The 22,760-nt window shown below is 41.8% G+C and carries 23 protein-coding genes and 1 riboswitch; of the genes, 8 read left to right on the top strand and 15 right to left on the bottom strand.

Features of this window, described 5'->3' with window-relative positions:
- Positions 1-57: 57 nt before the first annotated feature.
- The 3 genes from LQ203_RS00445 to LQ203_RS00435 are packed head-to-tail and all read left to right on the top strand — an operon-like array spanning position 58 to position 2,541.
- Positions 58-690: a GNAT family N-acetyltransferase gene (locus tag LQ203_RS00445; protein ID WP_230154598.1), complete on the top strand. Its 633-nt coding sequence runs from the start codon at positions 58-60 to the stop codon at positions 688-690.
- A gap of 26 nt (positions 691-716) precedes the next feature.
- Positions 717-1,367 (top strand): acetoin utilization AcuB family protein, encoded by a 651-nt coding sequence (locus LQ203_RS00440; protein WP_230154596.1) that lies wholly within the window; start codon positions 717-719, stop codon positions 1,365-1,367.
- Positions 1,360-2,541: an acetoin utilization protein AcuC gene (locus LQ203_RS00435; protein WP_230154594.1), complete on the top strand. Its 1,182-nt coding sequence runs from the start codon at positions 1,360-1,362 to the stop codon at positions 2,539-2,541. Before LQ203_RS00440 ends, LQ203_RS00435 begins: the two co-directional genes overlap by 8 nt.
- Positions 2,542-2,635: 94 nt before the next feature.
- On the opposite strand, the gene ccpA is transcribed toward LQ203_RS00435, so the two are convergent.
- A complete protein-coding gene (gene ccpA / locus LQ203_RS00430) occupies positions 2,636-3,640 on the bottom strand; it encodes a catabolite control protein A (protein WP_230154592.1) in 1,005 nt (334 codons plus the stop codon).
- 369 nt (positions 3,641-4,009) lie between these two features.
- Positions 4,010-5,086: a bifunctional 3-deoxy-7-phosphoheptulonate synthase/chorismate mutase gene (locus LQ203_RS00425; RefSeq protein ID WP_230154590.1), complete on the bottom strand. Its 1,077-nt coding sequence runs from the start codon at positions 5,084-5,086 to the stop codon at positions 4,010-4,012.
- Positions 5,087-5,382: 296 nt separating this feature from the next.
- On the opposite strand from LQ203_RS00425, the gene LQ203_RS00420 reads away from it, so the two are divergent.
- Positions 5,383-5,625, top strand: coding sequence for a hypothetical protein (locus LQ203_RS00420; RefSeq protein ID WP_230154589.1), 243 nt, complete (start codon positions 5,383-5,385; stop codon positions 5,623-5,625).
- A 21-nt stretch (positions 5,626-5,646) separates the two neighbouring features.
- The gene (locus tag LQ203_RS00415) at positions 5,647-6,054 is read left to right on the top strand and encodes a hypothetical protein (protein ID WP_230154588.1); all 408 of its coding nucleotides are present in this window, start codon (positions 5,647-5,649) and stop codon (positions 6,052-6,054) included.
- 50 nt (positions 6,055-6,104) lie between these two features.
- Here LQ203_RS00415 and ytxJ read toward each other — a convergent pair whose 3' ends face one another.
- The 3 genes from ytxJ to LQ203_RS00400 form a co-directional block, all read right to left on the bottom strand.
- Complete coding sequence (ytxJ, locus tag LQ203_RS00410) at positions 6,105-6,431, bottom strand: bacillithiol system redox-active protein YtxJ (protein WP_230154587.1); 327 nt, start codon at positions 6,429-6,431, stop codon at positions 6,105-6,107.
- A gap of 135 nt (positions 6,432-6,566) precedes the next feature.
- Entirely contained in the window at positions 6,567-7,139 is a 573-nt protein-coding gene (locus tag LQ203_RS00405; protein ID WP_230154586.1) for a YtxH domain-containing protein, read from the bottom strand.
- Between the two features lie 50 nt (positions 7,140-7,189).
- Complete coding sequence (locus tag LQ203_RS00400) at positions 7,190-7,699, bottom strand: DUF948 domain-containing protein (RefSeq protein ID WP_230154585.1); 510 nt, start codon at positions 7,697-7,699, stop codon at positions 7,190-7,192.
- Positions 7,700-7,927: 228 nt separating this feature from the next.
- Between LQ203_RS00400 and LQ203_RS00395 the strand changes: the two genes are divergently transcribed.
- Positions 7,928-9,040 carry an aminopeptidase gene (locus tag LQ203_RS00395; protein WP_230154584.1) on the top strand — a complete coding sequence of 371 codons (1,113 nt, stop codon included), beginning with the start codon at positions 7,928-7,930 and terminating at the stop codon, positions 9,038-9,040.
- Positions 9,041-9,136: 96 nt separating this feature from the next.
- Here LQ203_RS00395 and murC read toward each other — a convergent pair whose 3' ends face one another.
- The 6 genes from murC to LQ203_RS00365 all read right to left on the bottom strand — a co-directional run bounded on the left by murC (position 9,137) and on the right by LQ203_RS00365 (position 17,747).
- The gene (murC, locus tag LQ203_RS00390; protein WP_230154583.1) at positions 9,137-10,441 is read right to left on the bottom strand and encodes a UDP-N-acetylmuramate--L-alanine ligase; all 1,305 of its coding nucleotides are present in this window, start codon (positions 10,439-10,441) and stop codon (positions 9,137-9,139) included.
- A 282-nt stretch (positions 10,442-10,723) separates the two neighbouring features.
- A complete protein-coding gene (locus LQ203_RS00385) occupies positions 10,724-13,561 on the bottom strand; it encodes a DNA translocase FtsK (protein WP_356713522.1) in 2,838 nt (945 codons plus the stop codon).
- 427 nt (positions 13,562-13,988) lie between these two features.
- The gene (locus LQ203_RS00380) at positions 13,989-15,176 is read right to left on the bottom strand and encodes a M20 family metallopeptidase (RefSeq protein ID WP_230154581.1); all 1,188 of its coding nucleotides are present in this window, start codon (positions 15,174-15,176) and stop codon (positions 13,989-13,991) included.
- Positions 15,177-15,442: 266 nt separating this feature from the next.
- A riboswitch (glycine riboswitch) is annotated at positions 15,443-15,546 on the bottom strand.
- Between the two features lie 373 nt (positions 15,547-15,919).
- Positions 15,920-16,726 carry a DUF1444 domain-containing protein gene (locus tag LQ203_RS00375; RefSeq protein WP_230154580.1) on the bottom strand — a complete coding sequence of 269 codons (807 nt, stop codon included), beginning with the start codon at positions 16,724-16,726 and terminating at the stop codon, positions 15,920-15,922.
- 50 nt (positions 16,727-16,776) lie between these two features.
- The gene (locus LQ203_RS00370; RefSeq protein ID WP_207436825.1) at positions 16,777-17,088 is read right to left on the bottom strand and encodes a thioredoxin family protein; all 312 of its coding nucleotides are present in this window, start codon (positions 17,086-17,088) and stop codon (positions 16,777-16,779) included.
- 110 nt (positions 17,089-17,198) lie between these two features.
- Positions 17,199-17,747 (bottom strand): hypothetical protein, encoded by a 549-nt coding sequence (locus LQ203_RS00365; RefSeq protein WP_230154578.1) that lies wholly within the window; start codon positions 17,745-17,747, stop codon positions 17,199-17,201.
- A gap of 83 nt (positions 17,748-17,830) precedes the next feature.
- Here LQ203_RS00365 and LQ203_RS00360 point away from each other — a divergent pair, with 83 nt between their 5' ends.
- Positions 17,831-18,280: a YtoQ family protein gene (locus tag LQ203_RS00360; protein ID WP_230154576.1), complete on the top strand. Its 450-nt coding sequence runs from the start codon at positions 17,831-17,833 to the stop codon at positions 18,278-18,280.
- Positions 18,281-18,425: 145 nt separating this feature from the next.
- Here LQ203_RS00360 and LQ203_RS00355 read toward each other — a convergent pair whose 3' ends face one another.
- The 3 genes from LQ203_RS00355 to LQ203_RS00345 all read right to left on the bottom strand — a co-directional run bounded on the left by LQ203_RS00355 (position 18,426) and on the right by LQ203_RS00345 (position 21,126).
- Entirely contained in the window at positions 18,426-19,295 is an 870-nt protein-coding gene (locus tag LQ203_RS00355) for an AraC family transcriptional regulator (RefSeq protein ID WP_230154574.1), read from the bottom strand.
- Positions 19,296-19,456: 161 nt separating this feature from the next.
- The gene (locus tag LQ203_RS00350) at positions 19,457-19,969 is read right to left on the bottom strand and encodes a DUF84 family protein (RefSeq protein WP_230154568.1); all 513 of its coding nucleotides are present in this window, start codon (positions 19,967-19,969) and stop codon (positions 19,457-19,459) included.
- 83 nt (positions 19,970-20,052) lie between these two features.
- Positions 20,053-21,126 (bottom strand): M42 family metallopeptidase, encoded by a 1,074-nt coding sequence (locus LQ203_RS00345; protein WP_230154559.1) that lies wholly within the window; start codon positions 21,124-21,126, stop codon positions 20,053-20,055.
- A 176-nt stretch (positions 21,127-21,302) separates the two neighbouring features.
- Here LQ203_RS00345 and LQ203_RS00340 point away from each other — a divergent pair, with 176 nt between their 5' ends.
- Complete coding sequence (locus tag LQ203_RS00340; RefSeq protein ID WP_230154556.1) at positions 21,303-21,620, top strand: PepSY domain-containing protein; 318 nt, start codon at positions 21,303-21,305, stop codon at positions 21,618-21,620.
- A 47-nt stretch (positions 21,621-21,667) separates the two neighbouring features.
- Here LQ203_RS00340 and LQ203_RS00335 read toward each other — a convergent pair whose 3' ends face one another.
- Positions 21,668-22,513, bottom strand: a complete 846-nt coding sequence (locus tag LQ203_RS00335; protein WP_230154547.1) for an MBL fold metallo-hydrolase — start codon at positions 22,511-22,513, stop codon at positions 21,668-21,670.
- Positions 22,514-22,760 lie beyond the last annotated feature (247 nt).

Raw genomic sequence — 22,760 nt, 5'->3', positions numbered from 1 at the left:
TTCTTATACTCCGGAATGCGAGAGTGAAAGATTACTATTTTACAAGGGGGTGAAAGAATGGAATATAATAAGACCTTTTATACTAAGGAACTGCAGACATTAAGCGGAACTCTCATCATCGAGGGGCCGTTAAACGGCGAAAGAATGTCCGCTTATGAGTTTCACGAAGACTTGGTCGCCTTTCGCCCGCCTGCTTTGCAGCATAAAGCGTTAATTGAGATTGCAGACTTGCCTGAGGGCAGGATCTTCATCGCCCGTGAAAATGAAACAATCGTGGGTTATGTAACTTACTTATATCCCGATCCCTTGGAGCGCTGGTCGGAAATCGAGATGGAGGACCTGATTGAGCTTGGTGCAATCGAGGTCATCCCTAAATACCGGGGTGCCTCCGTCGGTAAGAACTTAATTCGCCTTTCCATGGAAGACGATTCCGTTGAAGACTTCATCATCATCACCACTGAATACTATTGGCATTGGGATTTGAAAGGAACAGGCCTGAATATTTGGGACTATCGTAAGGTCATGGAAAAAATGATGAGTGCCGGCGGCTTGGTCTACTTTGCAACAGATGATCCTGAAATCAGTTCCCACCCGGCCAACTGCCTGATGGCACGTATTGGCAAAAGAGTCCCGCAGGAATCCATCCAAAAATTCGACCAATTGCGTTTTATGAATCGGTTCATGTATTAAAGAGGCGAGGAAGAGGAGGAAGGAAAATGATTGTTGAAACAATAATGAATGAGGGTATCATCACCCTCACTCCAACGGATACAATCCATAGCGCTGTCTTGATCATTAAGGAGAAACGAATTCGCCATATACCCATTGTCGATGACAGCTTTCAACTTGTGGGATTAGTCAGCGACCGTGATATTCGGGATGCTGCCCCCTCTATATTCCGCACCGCAGAATACAAAAATGATTTACAAAAACCACTATCCAGCATCATGAAAACGGAAATAATCACAGGGCACCCGCTAGATTTCGTGGAAGAAATCGGGGCTGTTTTTTGTGATAACAATATCAGCTGCCTTCCAATTGTAAAGGGAAGGAAGTTAGTAGGCATCATAACCGGTTCTGATTTACTTCATTCATACGTTGAGTTGACTGGAGTCAATCAGCCCGGTTCCCAAATCGAAATCAGAATCCCGGATAAGGCAGGTAGCCTTCATGATATTGCCCATATTTTCAAAAGGCGCAATACGAATATCCTCAGTACTCTTGTTTATCCTGAAAAAGATGGTACCGATTATAAAATTCTTGTAATTCGTGTGCAGACGATGAATCCATTTATGGTGGTGGAGGATTTGAAGAAAGAGGGCTATACCGTGTTATGGCCTAGTCTACCGGGGATTTCCCATGAATGATACATCCCTTTTTGTCTATTCGGATGAACTTCTTACCTATAAATTCAACGATGATCATCCGTTCAATCAAAAACGACTTAAACTCACGCTTGATTTATTAAAAAAACACCATGCCATTAGTGATGATCAAATTATCAAGCCCAGAATGGCTACCGATGAAGAATTGGAACTGATCCACGATCCGCATTATGTAAACGCTGTCAGATTGGCGGGTGAGGGCAAACTCCCCACTGAAAAGGCTGTAAATTACGGGCTTGGAACGGAAGATACCCCAATATTCCCCAACATGCATGAAGCAAGCGCCTTGCTTGTCGGAGGCACCTTGACGGCCGTGGATCTCGTCATGACAGGTCAGTCCCTGCACGCACTAAATCTTGGAGGGGGCCTGCATCACGGTTTCCGCGGGAAAGCCTCAGGCTTTTGCATTTATAATGATAGTTCGGTAGCGATTAAGTATTTGCAAAAGAAATATGGCGCACGCGTCTTGTATGTTGATACAGATGCCCACCATGGTGACGGAGTCCAATGGTCATTTTATGACGATCCGGATGCATGTACACTATCCATTCATGAAACGGGCCGATACTTATTTCCCGGCACGGGCAATATTAACGAACGGGGTCAAGGAAAAGGCTATGGCTATTCATTCAATATCCCGGTCGATGCGTTCACGGAAGACGACTCTTGGCTCGAATGCTATAGGGCTGCCTTTAAAGAGGTCATAGAATTCTTCAAACCGGATGTCATTTTAACGCAAAATGGAGCAGATTCGCATTATTACGATCCACTTACCCATTTATCTGCCACCATGAAGATATACAGGGAGATACCAAAGTTGGCCCATGAAATGGCCCATAAGTATTGCGACGGGCGCTGGATTGCCGTGGGCGGCGGCGGTTATGATATATGGCGCGTCGTCCCGAGGGCCTGGTCTAGGGTCTGGCTTGAAATGACGAATAATGATATTTCAGGTCCCCTATCAAAAGAATGGATTAATACATGGCAGCCGGAGTCCCCTGTGCCCCTCCCGATAGAATGGGATGATATGGAAGATATATATGAACCCATTCCAAGGAAGCCTGAAATTAGCGAGAAGAATGCCCTAACGCTTGAAAAGGTCCTTTATCCCATCCGTTCTTCCAAGCAAACATCGTCAAGCAATGAACAAAGCTAATGAAAAGATCGTTGAAAAACGATCTTTTTTGTTTGTGGATATAACCTGTGGAACAAAAAAATGAGAGCGCCCTCGGGGCACTCTCTAAACCAGATTATTTCGTTGATTGACGTTCTTCAATCCGATGTGGCAGGATCACTATTTCATGACCTTCTTCCACTTCCTCTTTATTCATCAATTTTGTCAGGAGCCTCATCGCAACCGCACCAATATCATATAAAGGTTGGACGATTGTCGTGATTTGCGGACGTACCATCAAAGTCAATCTAGTATTGTCAAAGCTGATCACTTCAAAGTCATCCGGTACATTATGTCCTTTGTCCTGGGCGGCATGGACAATTCCAAGCGCCATTTCGTCGGCGCCGACAATGAATGCTGTTGGTTTCTCATCCGCTTCCAGGAACTTTTCAAAAGACTCAATTCCAGAATCATATGTATAATCGCCTTCAACAATATAACTTTCATTATATGAAAGCCCAGCCTCTTTCAACCCGCGTTTATAACCAGCCAATTTCTTTTCATTAATCAGCATGGACAGGTTTCCGCTTACAAGGGCGATATGCTTGTGTCCTTTTTGAGCGAAAAAAGTCACTGCGTCGAATGCCGCCGCCTCATAATCAATATTAACCGATGGAATTTGTCCGCTTTCATCCACCGAACCGGCAAGAACGATTGGAACGGGTGAATTCTTAAACTCTTTGACATGCTCGTCAGAAATGTTGCCTCCCATGAATACGATACCATCCACTTGTTTTCCAAGCATCGTATTCAACAAATGGAATTCCTTATCTATATTCTCATCAGAACTACTTAGAATGATATTGTATTTATACATGGTCGCTATATCTTCTATACCTCGTGCCAATTCGGCAAAAAAGATGCTGGAGATATCCGGTATAATGACCCCAACTGTAGTCGTTTTCTTGCTGGCAAGACCCCTTGCCACTGCATTGGGACGGTACCCTAACTTCTCAATCACATCCGAAACTTTCTTCCTTGTCGCTGGCTTTACATTTGGATTCCCGTTAACTACGCGGGAAACGGTGGCCATGGAAACATTCGCCTCACGCGCCACATCATAAATGGTTATATTATTCATTCATCCATTCCTCCATTTCTTTCATTTTTCCCATAAAAGACCCGAATTATTTCGGGAAATATTCTTTTATGCGTTTTCCTCTATAAGGAAGATTTCTCAGGAACGATCTGCCTAACAAAAAATGCAGTCTTACTCTCTTCTCAGCCAAATATTCAATACCCTTTTCAAGTATAAAATTCACATAGATAACTCTTTATGTATGACTCAATCTTCCGAACAGTTCTCATTCTTGTTATTTATCATACGATAGTCGAATCTTTCCTGCAATCCAATAGTGCCTATTTCGATACTTTTTCTGAAAAAACCATTAAAAAGAGCCCTTGCCAAGGTGGTAAGGGCCTTAAATAGATATTTTTAAGACTTTTCAGCTTATACAGTAACCCAGTTCAAACGTTTAATTTCTTCGTAGAATTCATCAAATTGTTTGAAGTCCATTTGCTGTGCAGAATCCGATAAAGCAACGGAAGGATCCGGATGCACTTCTGCCATAACTCCGTCAGCACCGATGGCAAGAGCCGCTTTAGCTGTTGGAAGCAATAGGTCGCGACGTCCAGTGGAATGCGTTACATCAACCATGACCGGTAAGTGAGTTTCTTGTTTTAAAATCGGTACAGCAGAGATATCAAGTGTATTTCTTGTTGCTTTTTCGTAAGTTCGGATACCGCGTTCGCAAAGGATGATGTTACCATTACCCTGCGACATGATGTATTCCGCTGCATGAATGAACTCCTCAATCGTTGCAGCCAGACCGCGTTTTAAAAGAACTGGTTTATTTACGGCACCAGCCGCTTTTAACAAGTCGAAGTTTTGCATGTTGCGTGCACCGATTTGGATGACATCAATATGATCGATAGCCGCTTCAATATCGTTAGCACTCACGATTTCACTGATGACAGCCAAGCCGTATTCATCAGCAACACGTTTAAGTATTTGCAAGCCTTCCAAACCAAGTCCTTGGAAATCATATGGAGATGTACGTGGCTTGAATGCACCGCCGCGCATCAATTTCAAACCTTTAGCTTTAATGACTTCAGCTACCGCAGCTGTTTGTTCATAAGATTCAACGGCACATGGTCCGAAAACGAAGCTAGGAATCCCATTACCGACCAATTCACCCTTAATGTCGATGATGGTGTCTTCTGCCTTTTGTTTTCTAGAAACAAGAAGCGTTTTCTTCTGATCATCTTTTTGAAGCTCCAAGCCCAATTTGAAGATTTCCTTGAAAATATGTTTAATCGAACCAAGATCAAGTGGTCCTTGATGATTAGCTTCGATAAGATCCAGCATCGTTCTTTCACGGACCGGATCGTAACGGTTTACACCTTGTTTTTCTTTTACGCGGCCAATTTCCTGTACAAGTTCAGCACGTTGATTAATAAGATGTAATAACTGAAGGTTCACATCGTCCAGTTGATTACGAAGTCCATCAAGCTCTTTGTTGCTCATTACAAATCCATCCCTTCGTTTTTTAAAATAGAAATCGGTTTTGCGATCATCAAACTCAAAAATACCTTTGTAGTCTTCGATCATCCATCCCGATCATTTTATCAATGAAAAATTTAGAATATTTCATGTATAATTAAATCAATTATAAATGAAGTATCCGCAAATGTCACGATATTTTTCTTTAATAATTAAACGCTTTTAAGCATTAAAGTTATAAATACATAAAAGTAGGTGTTACCACGCAAGAAAAACTGCTTGCGTTAGATATTGGAACACGTTCCGTTGTAGGAATTATATTGGAAAATGCACAGGAAAGCTATCATATAATTGATACCTTATCTCAAGAGCATTCTGAGAAAGCGATGCGTGATGGACAAATTCACGATGTCCCAGCCGTATCCAAAGTCATTTCCCATATAAAAAGTCAACTTGAATCGGTACATGGCCCATTTAAGAAGGTATCCGTAGCAGCAGCTGAAAGGGCGTTAAAATCGAACGGGCGGGAGCGGCAATCAATATCGCCGGCAAGCCAATGTTGAATATTGAAGATATTCTCCACCTTGAATTCAGTGCCGTCCAGGAAGCTCAGACCATCGCCGCCAAACAAAACACTTCTCAATCCAACATTAAGGGATGTTGCGGAAAAGTTACATATTACAGCAGACCTTCTCCATTCCTATTTTTTTGAAGATAATCGATTCATCCTTTCAAGAAAGCTAGCCGAGTTCCGGCGAGATGACGTGCTTTTGGATGAGAACGAGATCATTCTTTCAGGAGATTCACTTAGCTTTGTCCAGCAAAAGCCAGAACCATTCATTTTTCAGGATATATTCCGCCATATTGAGATCGATTTCCCCAGACAGGGAAATAAACGCTTCATCCTCATCAAAAACGAACAAGAAACGACCTTTCAAGAACAAGTTTCCCCTGAAGATCGTTTAAAAATCCTTTGGCCAACCATTGTATGAATGGTGGCATTGTAAAAGGCCGGATCCTAAGGGATCCGGCCTTTATAAAATCATTCAGTGATGGCCTTGCTCAATGAATCATTTGTAATCCGCCAATGAGATTCATTCCATACCGGTTTTCCACTTTTAAAAAGTATGGCCTGGGGTGATTGATGCTTGATATCAAATGCTTCTGCCACATAATTGGAAAGTGGACGAGCTTCCTGAACGGCTAAATAGGCCGTTTTAAGTTGTTCGTTCCCTAAGATATACTTCTCATATTGTTCATATGCTTCCGCACTGACAGGGCAAGTTACACTATGCTTGAATAACAGGAATGTATCCTCTTTTAAAAGCTCATTGAATTGTTCTTCTGTTTCAATTTTGGTTATGGTCATACTATATGTCCCCTTTCCTTGTCCTATAAATTTTACCATCAAAAAGGCGATGAAGCCATTGATGCGCTTCACCGCCTTATTCTTCGTACCTCTATGCATCTTCATCCATATTGAATGAATGAAAGGGTTTAGAGTTTATTTCGTCAATTTATTTTCAGTTTCTTCAAATGCTTTTTTCGCTTCATCAAGTTTTAATTTTGCCGTATTCTTGTTTTCGCTTGTAGGGTCGGCTGGATTATTTTCTGAGTCCGTGCCGTTAGCAAAATTGGTTTCGACGGATACGATTGGAGAATCGGAAGCTCCCGTTACATCTATATCCTTATTGCTCGAATTTGTCGTATCATCAGCCGCGTCACCGTTTTCTTTTCCCGTTTTTAAGCTTTTCACTTTATTAACGATATCGGATGATTTATTTGAAACGATCTCAGTGACGGAACTTGTTTTTTCTTTTGCAGTATCGGCAAGAATAGTACCTTTTTCAATAGCTGTTTGTCTTAATTTTTCTGTTTTCTCTGAAATGTTTCTAGCTTGTTCATTAAAATCATTCCTTAATTCCTTGCCTGCTTTCGGAGCCATGAACAAAGCGGTGGCCGCTCCGATCATCCCGCCGATTAAGGCGCCAATCATAAAGTCTTTTGAATTGATCGAGTCGCGTTCGTCCTCATAGGATTTCTGATAGTCCTTTGTCTGAAATTCTTTTTGAGTCATAATACATTCCCCTTTCAATTTTCAGTTATTTATTTTTATTTAACTAGATTTTAAGATCTAGAACGTAAAAACCTTTTTTTAGGTAAATTATCGGTTTCCAATGCTACCCTTTCTAACTCCGCCCTTTCAGCGGGGCTCGGGGCAGCCTGTTTGGTTCTTGACTTCCATTTGTCCCGAATCTCTAAGGCTACGTTACTCCATTGTACAATTTGTGAGATTCGTTCTTGATTATTATCAATCTCCGCCTGCACTTTATGGGAAACCTTTTGGACCGAAGAATTAAAGCTAGAGATGGATGTACCCACTTCCTTCACAGCATCAACCACTGTGTTCAGGTTTTCTGACTTATGCTGCAAATCTTCAGCCAACGTATTTGTTTTATGTAATAACTGGGTAGTTTCGAGCGTTATGCCCTGCATTTGGCTCTCAAGTCCTGTCAGCGTCCGGGCCACACTGTCCAGGGTGGTTTGAAGTGATGTCAGTACCTTTGTTAGGAATATAACAAGGATCAAGAAAGCTATCGCTGCAACAGCAGCACTTACGTATAAAATAATCTCCATTGGAACACCTCCGAAAAAAATCGACTTATTTGGTAACTGATAGTTATTAATTACCCCTTCCCTAATATTATAAACTTATTTATTTTTTCAATATACCCTATCAAACCCTAATCTGGAAATATTATTGTCTAAATCCAGTTCCTCCATAAAATTCTACGGGTGACACTTATGGCCGGAAATCGGGTATGATAGAAAGATAAGTCGAATTTATACAATGGAGGTATTTTAATGAAAGATCCCAGAATTGAAACATTGGCCAAAAACCTAATCAATTATTCCGTGAAGCTTCAAAAAGGTGAAAGAATCTTGATCGAAAACTTTGGATTGCAGCGTGAACTTGTTAACGCCCTTGTTAATGAAGCCTATGCAGCTGGTGGTTACCCGTTCGTTCTTTTAAAGGATCATCAAGTGGATCGTGCCTTGTTGATGGGTGCCAAAGAAGAACAGTACAAGATGATGGGTGAGTTTGAAGCGAACGTAATGAGCCAGATGGATGCATATATCGGCCTACGCGCCGGGGATAATATCAATGAACAATCCGATGTCCCTCCAGAGAAAATGGCGATTCATGGACAAACAGTCGGTAAAGTACATAGAAATATCCGCGTGCCAAAAACAAAATGGGTCGTCCTTCGCTACCCGACAAATTCCATGGCCCAATTAGCCAAAATGAGTACAGAAGCTTTCGAAGACTTTTATTTCGAAGTCTGCAACCTCGACTATGGCAAAATGAGCAAAGCCATGGACAGCCTTGTTGAATTGATGGATAAAACGGATAAGGTCCGCTTAACTGGGCCCGGTACGGACCTAACCTTCTCCATCAAGGACATTAAAGCCATCAAATGTGCAGGTGAGCTGAACATTCCTGACGGTGAAGTATATACGGCTCCTGTGAAAGATTCCATCAATGGAGTGATTTCGTATAATACTCCATCCCCTTATCAGGGTTTTACTTTTGAAAACGTGAAGTTAACATTCAAGGATGGAAAGATCGTTGAAGCAGTTGCGAATGATACGGAACGCATTAACAAAATTTTTGATACTGATGAAGGAGCACGATATGTCGGTGAATTTGCAATTGGTGTAAATCCTTATATTCTACACCCGATGCAAGATATCCTCTTTGATGAAAAAATTGATGGAAGTTTTCATTTCACTCCCGGACAATGCTATGATGATGCCTTTAACGGAAACCATTCAGACATTCACTGGGACCTGGTCAATATTCAACGCCCTGAATATGGCGGAGGGGAAATCCATTTTGATGACGTCTTGATACGTAAGGACGGACGTTTCGTTTTACCGGAACTGGAAAATTTAAATCCAGAAAATTTAAAATAACGAAAAAACCAGCAGCATACGAAATATGCGGCTGGTTTTTTTTATTAAATACCGATAAAAAAACGACCGACCCACTAAACGGGATCGATCGTTTTTTTATTTTACCTGCAGTGAATGCTCGTAGGCAGCTTGGAACTTTTGAATGTCCCCCGCACCCATGAATAACACGACACTGTTTTCATGATTTTGCAATATTGATGTTGTGTTCTCCGTAATCAGCTCGGCACCAGGAATTTTATCTTGAAGGTCTTCAATCGATAATTTCCCTTGATGTTCACGAGCAGATCCAAAAATTTCACATAAGTATACTTTGTCGGCCAAATTCAAACTGTCGGCGAATTCATCCAGGAATGCTTGCGTTCTCGAGAAAGTATGCGGCTGGAATACCGCAACAACCTCACGCTCCGGATATTTTTGACGCGCTGAATCAACAGTTGCTGAGATTTCAGTCGGATGATGCGCATAATCATCAATGATGATCTGACTTCCGATTTCCTTTTCGGAGAACCGGCGTTTAACTCCGCCAAAAGTGCGCAATTGGGCTTTCACAGCTTCCGTATCCAAGTTTTCATATTTACAAAGTGCAATGACACCAAGTGCATTCAATACATTATGCTTTCCAAAAGTAGGGATAGTAAATGTATCATAGTAATTGTTCCTTACATGCACATCGAAAGTAGTGCCATCCGGAGAGACGGAAACATTTTTCGCTTGAAAATCATTTCCTTCTGCAAATCCGTAAAAAATAACCGGTACTTTCGCCTGAATATGTGGTAAATGCTCATCATCACCGCACGCAATAATGCCTTTGTTGACTTGAAGGGCCATTGCTTGGAATGCCTCGAACACGTCTTCGACATTTGCGTAATAATCGGGGTGATCAAAATCAATATTCGTCATGATTGCATAATCCGGATAATAAGAAAGGAAATGACGGCGATATTCACATGCTTCGAATACGAAGTAATCGGAATTCACGATTCCTTTACCCGTTCCATCCCCAATCAGAAAGGATGTCGGTTTAGCGCCACCCATTACATGTGCAAGTAATCCGGTCGTTGATGTTTTTCCATGCGCTCCCGTAACCGCCACACTGATAAAGTTTTTCATGAAATCACCAAGGAAACGGTGATAACGGATGATCGGCAAACCAAGTTCATTTGCCTTCACGATTTCCGGGTGACTATCCGGAAACGCATTTCCTGCAATGATGGTCATTCCAGGTTGTATATTTTCCTCATTGAAAGGAAGGATTTTAATCCCGGCTTTTTCTAATGCCAATTGTGTAAAAAATTCTTTTTCGTAGTCAGAACCCTGCACTTCAATATTCATATCATGCAGTATTTGTGCAAGAGCACTCATACCAGACCCTTTAATTCCCACAAAATGGTAAGCAGTCATAAAGCGAACCTCCACCAATCGTCTACCTGTATGACAGTATATGACGTCATCTTTTATTTGTTTTTCTTTACGAGACTTGTTAGAAACGCAATTTCTTCATAGGTTTAATGCTTATATTTTCAATCATTCATCAACAAATAACTATTATATCACTTTTTTATTCATACATCCATGTCAGGCAGATGCCAATTTATCAAATCATTGGCTTTTCCGTCCATTAAGGTGATAACAACGGGTTTTCACCCTTTCACATTATATACAATTTCCTTTAAATCGGTTCTCTTAATTACCATCTAAAAATTCCAGTTCTTCTTCTGTAATCAAAACATCCCTGGGTCTTGATCCTCTGGATTCAGATACGACTCCCTGCTGCTCCATCATTTCTATTAGACGCGCTGCACGGTTATAACCGACTCTGAAGCGCCTTTGGACGCTCGATGCAGATGCAGCCTGCTGGCTCACGACAAATTCACAAGCCTCGAAAAACAGTTCATCCGCTTCTTCAGTGACCTGGGCCCTATTCAGTAAGTCTTCCTGTTCAAAAAGATACTTCGGTTGCTGCTCCAATTTCACGTGGTTGACGACCTGATCTATTTCTTCGTCGCTTACAAAAGTCCCTTGCAAACGAACCGTTTTTGATGAGCCGTTTTCAGCAAATAACATATCTCCTCTTCCTAACAGCTTTTCTGCTCCCCCACTATCGATAATCGTGCGCGAGTCGACCTGGGAAGAAACAGAGAACGCGATCCTTGTCGGGATATTTGCCTTGATCAATCCAGTGATGACATCGACTGAAGGTCTCTGAGTGGCTACAATTAAATGAATGCCACAGGCCCGGGCTTTTTGAGCAATGCGACAGATCGCCTCCTCAACATCAGCCGGGGACATCATCATTAGATCTGCAAGCTCATCGATGATCACCAGGATATAGGGCAGCTTGTTCGAATATTGACCGGCTTTTTCCGCTTGGTCATTAAAGCGGCTGATATCACGGACACCGGCATGTACAAACAATTCATAGCGTCGTTCCATTTCCTCTACCGCCCATTTCAGCGCAGCCGTAGCGGCCTTTACATCGGTTATGACCGGACTGACCAAATGCGGGATTCGATTATACGGGGCAAGCTCGACCATTTTCGGATCGATTAATAGTAATTTCAACTCCTGAGGCGTCGCCTTATAAAGCAAGCTGACCAGCATGGTGTTGATACAGACACTTTTCCCTGATCCCGTTTGTCCGGCAATCAATCCATGAGGCATTTTTCTCAAATCCGTGATAATAGGCTGACCTGATATATCAAGGCCGAGTGCCACTGCAAGAGGTGATTCATGCTCTTGAAATTCAGTACTTTCCAAAACCTCTCGCAAAAATACCGGCTTGCTTTTCCTATTCGGAATCTCAATCCCAATTGTATGTTTACCCGGTATCGGCGCTTCCATCCGCATATCCTGGGCGGCAAGGCTTAATTTGATGTCATCCATCAGGTTTGTCACTTTATTCACCTTCACTCCCGGTTCCGGATGCACTTCGAAACGAGTCACTGCCGGCCCTTGAGTGACATTGACAACTTTTGCACGGACATTAAAATTTTTCAACGTCTCATCCAGTAATAAAGTTTGTTCCTCGAGCCACTCATCATCATGCACAGCATAAGTAGGAGGTGTCAACAACTCAATATTTGGAAACACATAGTATGGATTATCATCGACCTCCAGGGAACCAAAAGATTCTGGGGCTGCACTCTGTCTCCTTTCTGCTTTGGAGAAGGCTGCACCACGATTACCACTTTCAGAAATGGAAGTTTCATGGATCGGGTTCGAACCGATATTGGCTTCAACGGCATTTTCGGGCTTGGCGACCTTTTCGGAAACATAGTTGGTTTCCGTGAAGTTTGCGGGTTCTGGAGTGACAGGAGTTCCATCTTTCAACATACCCTTACCTTCCTCCGTCTGCCCTTCAGGAATGGTTGGTTTCGCTTGTCCTGCCTCCGCTTCATCAGCATTAATTAGAGGTTCCTTTTCAAGTGAAACTATTTCCCTTTCGGCATTAAGGCTTTTTTTTTCCGGGATCATTTTATTCAAGAACTCGTTTCTTTTTCGATCTTGCTTAAGCATCATCACATTAAAAGGGATATGTTTTTTCGTTGGTTTAGGCTGTTCATCCGGTATCACAGATGATGATTCACTTGCATGACTCATCGGTTGAGGTGATAGTACCGCGGTTTCCCGAGGAACCTCTATAGCTTCAGGCGGTGCATCTTCAACCTGTTCCATTATGGATACAGCGACTTCTCGTCCAAAATCATCATGATCGTGTTCATAGGCCTTTTTTTCTTCCACTTGTTTTGTTATTAGTTCAGCGGGCTCGCTTACTGGTTCTTCAGGTGCCGCCTCAATGGAATTTTTACGAAAGAAAGCGGGTATTTCCGACCCTTCTCTTTTTTCTTCCACTTGTTCTGGTACAAGAACGGATGGTTCTATCGTCAATTCCTCATAGGCTGTTGGAACTTCAGGGATTGATGCTGGAATATCATTATGAAGTTCTTCTTTTTTAAGAACAGGCAGTGTGCTTTCTAATTCATATTCGACAATTTTTTCAGAAGGGACGATCTTTTTTTCCGGACGGCGAAATCCATAAATAGGTGAAGGGATTTCCGTTGGGCGGAATGGAGTATTCGACGGGACTATTTTTGGGTTTGAATCCCGATTCGTGCTTCTACGTTTTGGTTCAGGCTCCCGATTCGTGCTTCCCCGTTTTGGTTCAGGCTCCCTCACTGGCCTTCTCGTTTCTTTGGGCATGTTTCCCTGCTTTGGTTCGTGATCTTCTTTCTTTCTTTCCCTAGGTCTTCTTTTGTTATGCTCCCTGTCGGGAATGAGAGGAAACTTGAACTCTCCTTTTGGATATTGAAACAGGATTTTTGTATCCGGATCTTTTGTCTGGGACATTTTTTCCACTGTTTGATTGTAAACTTTTATTTCTTCTTTCTTTTCCTTAGAAATCTTCGAAAAATCCATATTCCTTAATGTTTCTTCATCAAGCGGTTCATCTATAATAATTTCTTCAATTTCAATAATTTCCTCTGCTTGGAACCATTTTTTCATCTTATTTAGCCATTTCAAACCTATCACTCTTTCTACATCTGTAGTTATGTAACTAATTCTACCAGTTATTTTTAAAATATCGAGAAAATTTAAGCTAAATTGGGATTTGTATGTACATTTTTTTCCGATTCTTTACCAACTCTACGTTTTTCGCCTAACTCCTACCCTACTAAACCCCTTCTGAAAAGAGTTTAAACCTATCCGCCGCGAAATAACTTTAGTCCCTAGTCTACTATTTAAATAAAACACCGCTGTTAAATCGCGTTTACAAAGAGATTAAGTTTCCATGCAACTATTAGAGACGTCCGTAACACATGCCATCACCCTATACGAAATCGCCGGTGGCATTCATATAACTGCTGAAACTTATAAAACACCGTTCGTTTAAACCGAACGGTGTTTTGTGGGTTCCAGCGTTTTTTTTGCTAAGAAAGGGCCATTTTGACTATTCCGATTCACCAAAGCTGCATACAACTTGTGCGACTGATTTGGCAGCGATCAATAGGGCATCTTCATCTATATCGAATTTAGGATGGTGATTGAAATAAGCCCTTTCCACCCCTTTTGGTTTACAGCCGATGTAAAAGAAGCAGCCAGGAATCTTTTCTGCATAATACGAAAAATCTTCCGAACCTGAGAACATCGGAAATTCCATGACCTTCTTAATATCTTTGTCGTTCATACTTTCAAGGCTATTTTTCACGAATCCAGTCAGTTCAGGGTCATTATATAACGGTGGATAATCAGGCACATACGAAAGTTCACACTGAACACCAAATTCCGTTTCTATCCCTTTAACGATCCGGTGGACTTCCTTATCTATCAGCTTTTGTGTCTCTGCTGTCATGTAACGGACATCCCCTTCTATTTCTATACAATCTTTAATGACATTAAAACTACCTTTTCCATCAAAAGAACCGATCGTAACCACGCCCATATCAAAAGGGTTCAAGCGGCGGCTGATAACGGTTTGCACGGCTGTGACGAAATGGGCACCTGCTACAATTGCGTCATTGGCCATATGCGGGGATGAACCATGGCCGCCCATGCCTTTTATTTCCAATTTGAAGTAGGTCCTTCCAGCCATCGAAAAGCCGCTGCGATATCCAATTTCCCCAGCTGGATATGTCGGGAATAAATGAATGCCAAAAACAGCATCCAGTTCATCCAGAACCCCTGATTCCATAATACTTTTTGCACCTCCAGGGGGTGTTTCTTCTGCATGTTGATGAATGATTTTAATGGTACCGGAAAGGGAATCTTTTAACTCTACTAGGCAGTCTGCCAGGACCAATAAATAAGCGGTATGGCCATCGTGTCCGCAGGCGTGCATGACACCTTCATTTGTTGACCGGAACGGAACCTCCGTTTCTTCTGTAATCGGCAATGCATCGAAATCGGCTCGTAGACCTATCGTTTTCCCTGGTTTCCCGCCTTCGATCGTTACGATGACCCCTAATCCATTTCCTGCATTCGTTTGAATGTCCACATCTTTACCCTTATAAAAATCAATGATATATTGTGCTGTTTTCTCTTCTTTGAAGGAAAGCTCGGGATTCTCATGTAAATGACGGCGGATTTGAACCATTTCCTCTTTACGGGCTTCAAGCATGTTCATTAATTGATTTTTCAAAATATTTTCCCCCTTTATTTCAATATAAGTTTTTGATCAGGAAGGCCTTTCGAAATGGAAGGCTTCGTTTCGCTGCACGCCTGCCTGTCAGAAGCCAAATAAAGCTGGCCCCATTCTTTTTTGCACGCCAAAAAAGGACAGAAAAGGGTTGCGTAAACTTACTGCTCCCCTTCTCTGTCCTTTTTACCTGAGAGTTTAACTCCATTTTATTTTCTGGAGATTTCCCCTTTGGTGGCGTCATGTTTCATACGCGCTCTCCAGAGTTGCGTCCAGTTGCGGTTCCATTTACCTGAGAGATTTGATCCAAGGGCGATTTTTGGAACTTGCTCCTTCGGTGGCATTATATTTTGCACTCTCCCACAACATTCATCCGCTATATAATTTAAATATTCAGTTTTTTAAATCGTGAACCAATTCAGACTGAAACTCATACCAGTCCCTATTCACCATCAGCAATAATCTCTATTTTCAAAATAATCTAACTATATTATCACCCATACTAAAATAAATTTCAACACCATTAAACAGAACATTCCGGAGATATCCCTCTTGGAATTATGATTACTTACGGCTGTAAAAAAAAAATTCCTTGCTGCTTTGTCACTCACGCTTCCTTTTCATTGAACATATGGACCTGAAAAACTTCTAACTCTACTAAACTTGCACATAGTACTCCATAAATAAAGGACCACTGCCAAGCTGGAACTTTTCCATGCTGACACGGTCCTATGTTTTTCAATGATTCATTGTTCACGCTTTTTGTTTTTACCCATAATGAAGATGGGCTCCAACTCATTTTCTTCGTAAAGGAATGATAGAGCCGTTATCGGTACATGACCGCTCGCAAAGAAGCTCATGGCCATTTGTGCCAGAATATCATATCCCGTATCGTTCTTCACATCGGCAATGATGATGACATCCTGATGCGGAATGGCCACCGCCATGGTCCCCTCCATCTTGTCCTTCATGTCCCGAAGCCAGGAGTCGTTAAGAATTCGGCTAGCATCATATCCATCATTGGTGTTTAAAAAGTAAAATTTATTACCGGCGACGATATCCGATTTCATTTCAGTGGAAAGGGACCGGGCATTGAAAAGGGCAATTTCACGAATCCTGTCACCCTGCCAATTTTCCCGTTGAATCATCTTTTCATCAATCAGACGGTAGGTTTTCCCCAAATCGAGTGCGTAAAGTATCCGGGTTTCAGCCGTATGCTCATCGAATAAAAAGGGATTTCCTTCTTCTGATTCCATTGGAAAGGAAGTCGAACGGATGACAGGGAAAATGGATTTCTCCTTGCCTTCCATGCTGTGTTCTCCGCCCATTACATTCAAGGCCTCTTCCACGTAATAGGCAACCTCATCGATGGCTTTTTCCTGCACGTTTTCATAGTTAGCAAGTACAGGAGGCAACTCGATGGTGATCCCCTTCCCGGTTTTCACATTTTCCACCCGTAACGTATCTTGCTTGCTATCGAATTTGAATGATCGGTTATCATCTTTTAAACGATCCTTCAAGATATTTTTCAGCTTCGTGCTGTCCATTTTCATGTTTGACCCTCCTCTTCATTGAAAAATCCCCAGCGAGAAGGGGAAATTGATTATAGTGATTGAATGAATTCCTCAATTTGTTCTTGTGTTTTGCGATCCTTGCTCACGAATCTGCCTAGTTCTTTGCCATTATCATAAGCAATGAAACTTGGTATACCGAATACATCATTAGCTGCACACACATCGATGAATTCATCTCGATCTACATAAATGAATGTAAAATCCGGAAATTTCGTTTCAATCTCGGGCATGATCGGTTCGATTACACGGCAATCTCCACACCATGTTGCTGAAAAAAGAAAAATATGTTTGCCTTCATTTTTTAATGCATCATATTGCTCCACAGTTTGTAAATTTTCCATTTGAATATTCCTCCTGCTCTAAATGATATCTTAGGTTTTATAATCCCATCATACCAGACTCTTCAGAAATCAACCATTAATACGGATTGGTTGAACGACAGCACTTTTACTTATTTTTGCGGCACAGATGAAACGACTTCCATCATTTGTTTCGCATCGGTTTTTAGATGGTCCTTATCCGTTTCCGTTGTCAACTTGACTCCACCGATCCCCACTGCTAGCTCATACTTTTCATTCGGTGACTCTTTAATCGAGATAAAACCGAACTTATCATCATTTTGAAATGAATGCAGCACTACATATTGATCATCTTGTTCCTTTATCGCCAAAAATAAGACGGAGCTGTCTTCCTTTTCATTAGGATTGACAAATAATATATAAATCTTATCACCTTTTTGTAAAATCAAATTATTATCATGTTCTTCCACTACTTTAAAACCCTTTGGCATATATACCTGAATAAGCCCTGCCTCAATATTGGGCTGTTTTTCATCGTTTCGAAATGCCAATTCTGCGGCCTTCTCTGCTTTTTTTGTTTGTCTATCGATACTGGAGCAGCCCACAATCAAACTGCTCAATATCAGAAATATAATAAGAAATTTTTTATTCGATAAAGCCATTGTCATTCCTCCAGCCGTCACTTTTACTCTCTTATGCATACTATTATCCTTATTTATGAAATTCATCCATTTTCTCAAAACATGATACAATGAAAGCAATTTAAATTCAGAGGAGGAAAACCATGAAATTAACCGTTTATCTTGCTGGGGAAATCCATTCAAATTGGAGAAGTGAGTTGAGAGATAAGGCCGCTGCCTTGAAGCTACCGTTAGAATTTGTCGGTCCGATGGAGAACCATGAACGATCCGATCATATCGGTGAAGATATTCTTGGTGAACAACCGAACCCGATTCAAAAGGATACGGCCGCTTCCCAAATTAATAATTTGCGGACAGGTCTTTTGATGAAAAAAGCTGACCTGGTCGTTGCTCTGTTTGGCGAAAAATATAAACAATGGAATACCGCCATGGACGCAAGCACTGCCGTTTCACTCGGTAAACCGCTTATTTTGATCCGCCCCGAATCCCATCACCATGCCTTAAAGGAATTATCAGAAAAGGCGAGTGTCACGGTCGAATCCGTGAATCAAGCCATGAAGGTGCTCTCTTATATTTTTGAAGATGGATTGTGACTCTCCCTTGACGAACCAATCATGCCTGCCATTCTAGAATAATGCATTCATCAAGGTAAAAGGGAAAACGATTATGTACAATCAAACCGCAAAAAGCTTGTAGGGAAACAGAATAACCCACCCTACAAGCGAAATGCATTTAAACTTATCTATTTTTAATAGGAATCCAAATTTCTGAGTAATAATCAGGGTTTGAAGCGTCATCATTCGTGTATACTTCCAGTTCAGGAATTCCGGCATGTTCATAACCACTTGTAGGAAACCATTCGGAAAAAATTTGCTTCCACGCTTTTTGAATGGCATCAGGCATAGGTCCGTGAACTTCAAATGCAACCCACTTGGAAGCCGGTATCGTAAGGGTTGAAAACTCTTCGGGTACTTTCCCGGCATACTCTGCAGCTATCCAATAATCCATCGTTTCATTTTTTTCCTCTGCCCTCTTATCGACACACACACCGAGCAATCCAACTATTTGGCCATTGTTCAGCTGCTCTAATTTGTCGCTCGTTCCATCCGCATTCACTTTCTCCCACAACTTCGGAATCCCAACCAAATTTCCTTCATTAACCAAAGAAAACTCTTGCTTGATCCCAATCAATTGAAAAGAATCTCTTTCAAGGATATTGTATTTCATCGGTTTTTCCCCTTTCAAAATCACCTGTATCACCAGGCGTTCATAGAATTTCAGCTTCCCCATATACTTCCGGGCTTCACTTGGAGATACTCCATGCTGCCTTCGAAAAGCTTTTGAGAAGGCCTCGGGAGTGTCGTAGCCATACTTGTAGGCTAAATCAATAACCTTGCCATTTGTGCTTGATATCTCCTGCGCCGCCAAGGTCAATCTTCGGCGCCGGATATATTCACCAACGGATATATCCGTTAAGATGGTGAACGTCCGTTGAAAGTGAAAAGCGGAGGCATTCGCTTCCCAGGAAATATTCTCGATTGTCAGGTCATCCAATAAGTGCTCCTCGATATAGTCAAGGGCCTTTTGGATCGATTCAATCCACCCCATCCCACTCACTCCTTGTCATCTATACTAGCAACCCGACAAATTTAAATCCTGTCAAATCTTGCTCTGTTGTGGCAGTATTCCATTAAATCGCTCGTAGAATTGATATCGTACTGCTGAAATATCAAAATGAAGCATACACTCATGCCAGTAATTCAAACATTCTACTTTTTCATTTTCAGCTTATACTCGTGTTGACCTGCAAGCATCCTCATGATATGAAGGAACATATCTCCTCTGGTGATTCGCTCATTAGTAAACACGCCAATCGCTCCTTCTTTTTTGCTTATATTCTCTTGCTTTGTGAAGTTGTCCATCACCGGTCCCAGTTCTTCGCCGCCCAGCAGCCTCTCAGCTACAATTTCGGGGAGTGGAACTCTCGCACCGCCTGCAACATAGACCGCGCCGTCTCTCGTTGCCATCGCACCCCAATTACACAGAAATAGGCCTTGCTCCATTTTCACGACGCCGCCTTCAAGTCCAATACCGATTTCGGCATCACTGTGAATCAAGCAGTTCAGGGCACGCGTCTTTGCCCCATCCATCGTTTCTTCATCTGAAAATGGCTGTTCCGAAACCCCGCTTTCCACTTGGAGTGATATGATATCAGCTTTTTCATATACGCCCAGCACAGCCTTTACCTTCGCCGGATTTTTACTGCCCACTGCTATTTTCATAATAGTTACCTTCCTTCTATGCAAAAAAAAAGCTGCTGGAAAAGGATATCTGACTGTATCCCTTTCCATTTCAGCTTCCTCTATCAGCCGTTATTTATCAATGTTTCAAATGTCGTTTTATCACAGGAACGAACCAATTTTCCAATCAATTCACGTGCAGCGGCATAATCATCAATATGAATCATGGATGCATGTGTATGAATATAGCGTGAACAAATACCAATCACACCACTTGGAATGCCCTCATTTGCAATATGGACCTTGCCTGCATCCGTGCCGCCTTGGGATACGAAATATTGATACGGAATATCATTAGACTCTGCTGTATCAAGGATGAACTCCCTCATGCCGCGATGTGTAACCATCGAACGATCAAGAATGCGGAGCAGTGCCCCTTTCCCAAGCTGGCCAAATTCACTTTTACTGCCTGACATATCGTTTGCCGGGCTTGCATCCAAAGCGAAGAAAATATCCGGTTTGATCATATGAGCCGCCGTTTGCGCCCCCCGTAATCCCACTTCCTCCTGCACGGTTGCTCCGGAATATAAGACATTCGGTAATGTTTCATCTTTCAGATCTTTTAACAACTCGATTGCCAGTCCGCAGCCGTAGCGATTATCCCAGGCTTTTGCGAGAATCTTTTTCTCATTGGCCATTGGCGTGAATGGACAAATCGGCACAATCTGCTGACCAGGCTTAATACCGATTCTCTTCACATCTTCCTTATCATCCGCACCAATATCAATAAGCATATTTTTGATATCCATTGGTTTTGAGCGTTGTGATTCATCAAGTAAATGAGGCGGAATCGAACCGATGACACCAATAACAGGACCATTATCGGTAATGATTTCCACTCTTTGTGCCAAAAGCACCTGACTCCACCAGCCTCCTAGAGTCTGAAAGCGAATCATTCCATTTTCCGTTACGGAGGTGACCATGAAGCCTACTTCATCCATATGACCGGCAACAAGTATCGTGGGTCCTTCTTCATACCCTCTTTTTACGCCAAAAATTCCACCAAGCCGGTCTTGGACGATTTCATCTGAATATTTTTCAAGCTCACTCCTCATGAAACTCCGAACTGCATGTTCATTTCCCGAGGCACCTGGTAATTCCGTCAATGTCTTAAAAAGTTCTAAAGTCTCATGATTCATCTTTTTACCCCTAACCTATGTATTGTTTCTTACTATTTTACAGAACTTAGCATCATATTACACTAGATAGTTCTAATTTATCAGTTAATGGTTAAAATTTCAAATTGTTAGTCAAATAAAGCGTTCTTCTGTATACTAGAAGAAGTGATTGAAAAAAAGCAATGGAGGAGAAATCAATGAATTGGAAAACGTTTTTACTAGGTACTGTAGCCGGATTCGCTGCTGGCTATGCGACAAAACAAATATTGGATCAATCTAGCAGACCTTCTCCGGATAAAGTGTTAGCCCAAGTTAAGGAAACAGTCAAAAAAGATGGAAATATATATGGCTCATGGATCTTGATGAAGCCGGAAATCTATACAAAAAATGATTTGGACTATGAAGTGTATAAAGGCGGGATCACTAGAAACACAGAGGGAAAACGCGAGCAATTCGAATTTGTTGCAGATGCCTCTACAGGAACGATCTTGGAGCTAAATGCGCAAAATGATTGAAACAAGAGGAGGACCGTCAAAATGACGTCCTCCTTTCGCTATCCCACTTACCGCTTCCGTTTCAATTCGGCTATTATCCCCTTACCTGTTGCATCCCATTTGATTGCACGGTAATGGGCATCATGGTAAAAGCTATACCAAGACCCATTTTCCAGTCCGGATTTCATCCACTTTTCCTTCGCCTCGATGGAAGTCATCGGATAATCATCATAAGCGAGTACCCAGAGGACATTCGCATGTGCATGCGTCGGCATGATATCTGCCATATGGATCAACCTATCCTCACCATCCTCAAGGATAATGATTGCATGTCCGTCACTATGCCCACCTGTATGGATCATTTTAATACCGTCCGTAATTTCTTTCTCTCCTTCAAAAGGACGCACAAGAGAAGCTACCGCTTCCCAGTTTTCAGACCAATATGTACTTTTTGAACGAATATTGGGGTTTTGCATTTCTTTCCATTCAGTTTGTGTCGTAATAATTTCTGCACGCTCGAAAACAGGCACCCAAGCATCACCTTCACGTTTCGTCAAGCCACATGCATGGTCGAAATGCAGATGGGTCATTAAAATGTAATCGATTTCATTTGGCCCTATCCCAAGACTGTCAAGATCCTCGACAAGATTGGATTCCTCCGCCACCCCAAAATTCCGTCTTTGCTTATCATTCATCTTCCCATTACCAATCCCTGAATCGATTAGCATGTTCAACCCATTTGCCTGCACTAAAATTGGATCCGTACGTAACTCGATCTGGTTATTTTCGTTAACAGGATACTTCTTGGACCAGAGCGGTTTCGGTACAACACCAAACATTGCACCACCATCCAAGTGAGTCACACCGCCATTCAGCCATGTTAATTTAATTTCCCCGATTTGCAAAGTTTCCATTTTACCCCTCCTCTCCCTTTAGTTTAACATCCACTTCCAATTATTGAAATTGATAACGGTCATCACGTTCGTAGGAATAAAAAAACACACTTATTTATCCTTTACGATTTACCCAATGAAAATCTTTCGTATCGGCTTAAGGTTTTATAATATCTCATCCATAACTTAGTATTCTGAAAATACCCGTCATCAAGTATCGACCATTGAAGTATGTTTTGCTTTGATAAAGTTTTATTGAGAGGTTCAC

The sequence above is a fragment of the Peribacillus sp. Bi96 genome, assembly GCF_918698115.1.
Lineage (GTDB): Bacteria > Bacillota > Bacilli > Bacillales > DSM-1321 > Peribacillus.
The sequence above is the reverse complement of the archived record's forward strand: the minus strand, read 5'-3'. Positions and strand labels throughout refer to the sequence as shown.

Excerpts from the sequence above, each read along its gene's own strand:
- LQ203_RS00425 (WP_230154590.1), bottom strand. The coding sequence starts at position 5,086 with ATGAGCAACAAAGAGCTTGATGGACTTCGTAATCAACTGGACGATGTG.
- LQ203_RS00360 (WP_230154576.1), top strand. The coding sequence starts at position 17,831 with ATGAAATTAACCGTTTATCTTGCTGGGGAAATCCATTCAAATTGGAGA.
- murC (WP_230154583.1), bottom strand. The coding sequence starts at position 10,441 with ATGACTGCTTACCATTTTGTGGGAATTAAAGGGTCTGGTATGAGTGCT.
- ccpA (WP_230154592.1), bottom strand. The coding sequence starts at position 3,640 with ATGAATAATATAACCATTTATGATGTGGCGCGTGAGGCGAATGTTTCC.
- LQ203_RS00335 (WP_230154547.1), bottom strand. The coding sequence starts at position 22,513 with ATGGAAACTTTGCAAATCGGGGAAATTAAATTAACATGGCTGAATGGC.
- LQ203_RS00375 (WP_230154580.1), bottom strand. The coding sequence starts at position 16,726 with ATGAAAATGGACAGCACGAAGCTGAAAAATATCTTGAAGGATCGTTTA.
- LQ203_RS00340 (WP_230154556.1), top strand. The coding sequence starts at position 21,303 with ATGAATTGGAAAACGTTTTTACTAGGTACTGTAGCCGGATTCGCTGCT.
- LQ203_RS00400 (WP_230154585.1), bottom strand. The coding sequence starts at position 7,699 with ATGGAGATTATTTTATACGTAAGTGCTGCTGTTGCAGCGATAGCTTTC.
- LQ203_RS00405 (WP_230154586.1), bottom strand. The coding sequence starts at position 7,139 with ATGACTCAAAAAGAATTTCAGACAAAGGACTATCAGAAATCCTATGAG.
- LQ203_RS00435 (WP_230154594.1), top strand. The coding sequence starts at position 1,360 with ATGAATGATACATCCCTTTTTGTCTATTCGGATGAACTTCTTACCTAT.
- ytxJ (WP_230154587.1), bottom strand. The coding sequence starts at position 6,431 with ATGACCATAACCAAAATTGAAACAGAAGAACAATTCAATGAGCTTTTA.
- LQ203_RS00445 (WP_230154598.1), top strand. The coding sequence starts at position 58 with ATGGAATATAATAAGACCTTTTATACTAAGGAACTGCAGACATTAAGC.
- LQ203_RS00440 (WP_230154596.1), top strand. The coding sequence starts at position 717 with ATGATTGTTGAAACAATAATGAATGAGGGTATCATCACCCTCACTCCA.
- LQ203_RS00395 (WP_230154584.1), top strand. The coding sequence starts at position 7,928 with ATGAAAGATCCCAGAATTGAAACATTGGCCAAAAACCTAATCAATTAT.
- LQ203_RS00345 (WP_230154559.1), bottom strand. The coding sequence starts at position 21,126 with ATGAATCATGAGACTTTAGAACTTTTTAAGACATTGACGGAATTACCA.
- LQ203_RS00350 (WP_230154568.1), bottom strand. The coding sequence starts at position 19,969 with ATGAAAATAGCAGTGGGCAGTAAAAATCCGGCGAAGGTAAAGGCTGTG.
- LQ203_RS00370 (WP_207436825.1), bottom strand. The coding sequence starts at position 17,088 with ATGGAAAATTTACAAACTGTGGAGCAATATGATGCATTAAAAAATGAA.
- LQ203_RS00365 (WP_230154578.1), bottom strand. The coding sequence starts at position 17,747 with ATGCATAAGAGAGTAAAAGTGACGGCTGGAGGAATGACAATGGCTTTA.
- LQ203_RS00355 (WP_230154574.1), bottom strand. The coding sequence starts at position 19,295 with ATGGGGTGGATTGAATCGATCCAAAAGGCCCTTGACTATATCGAGGAG.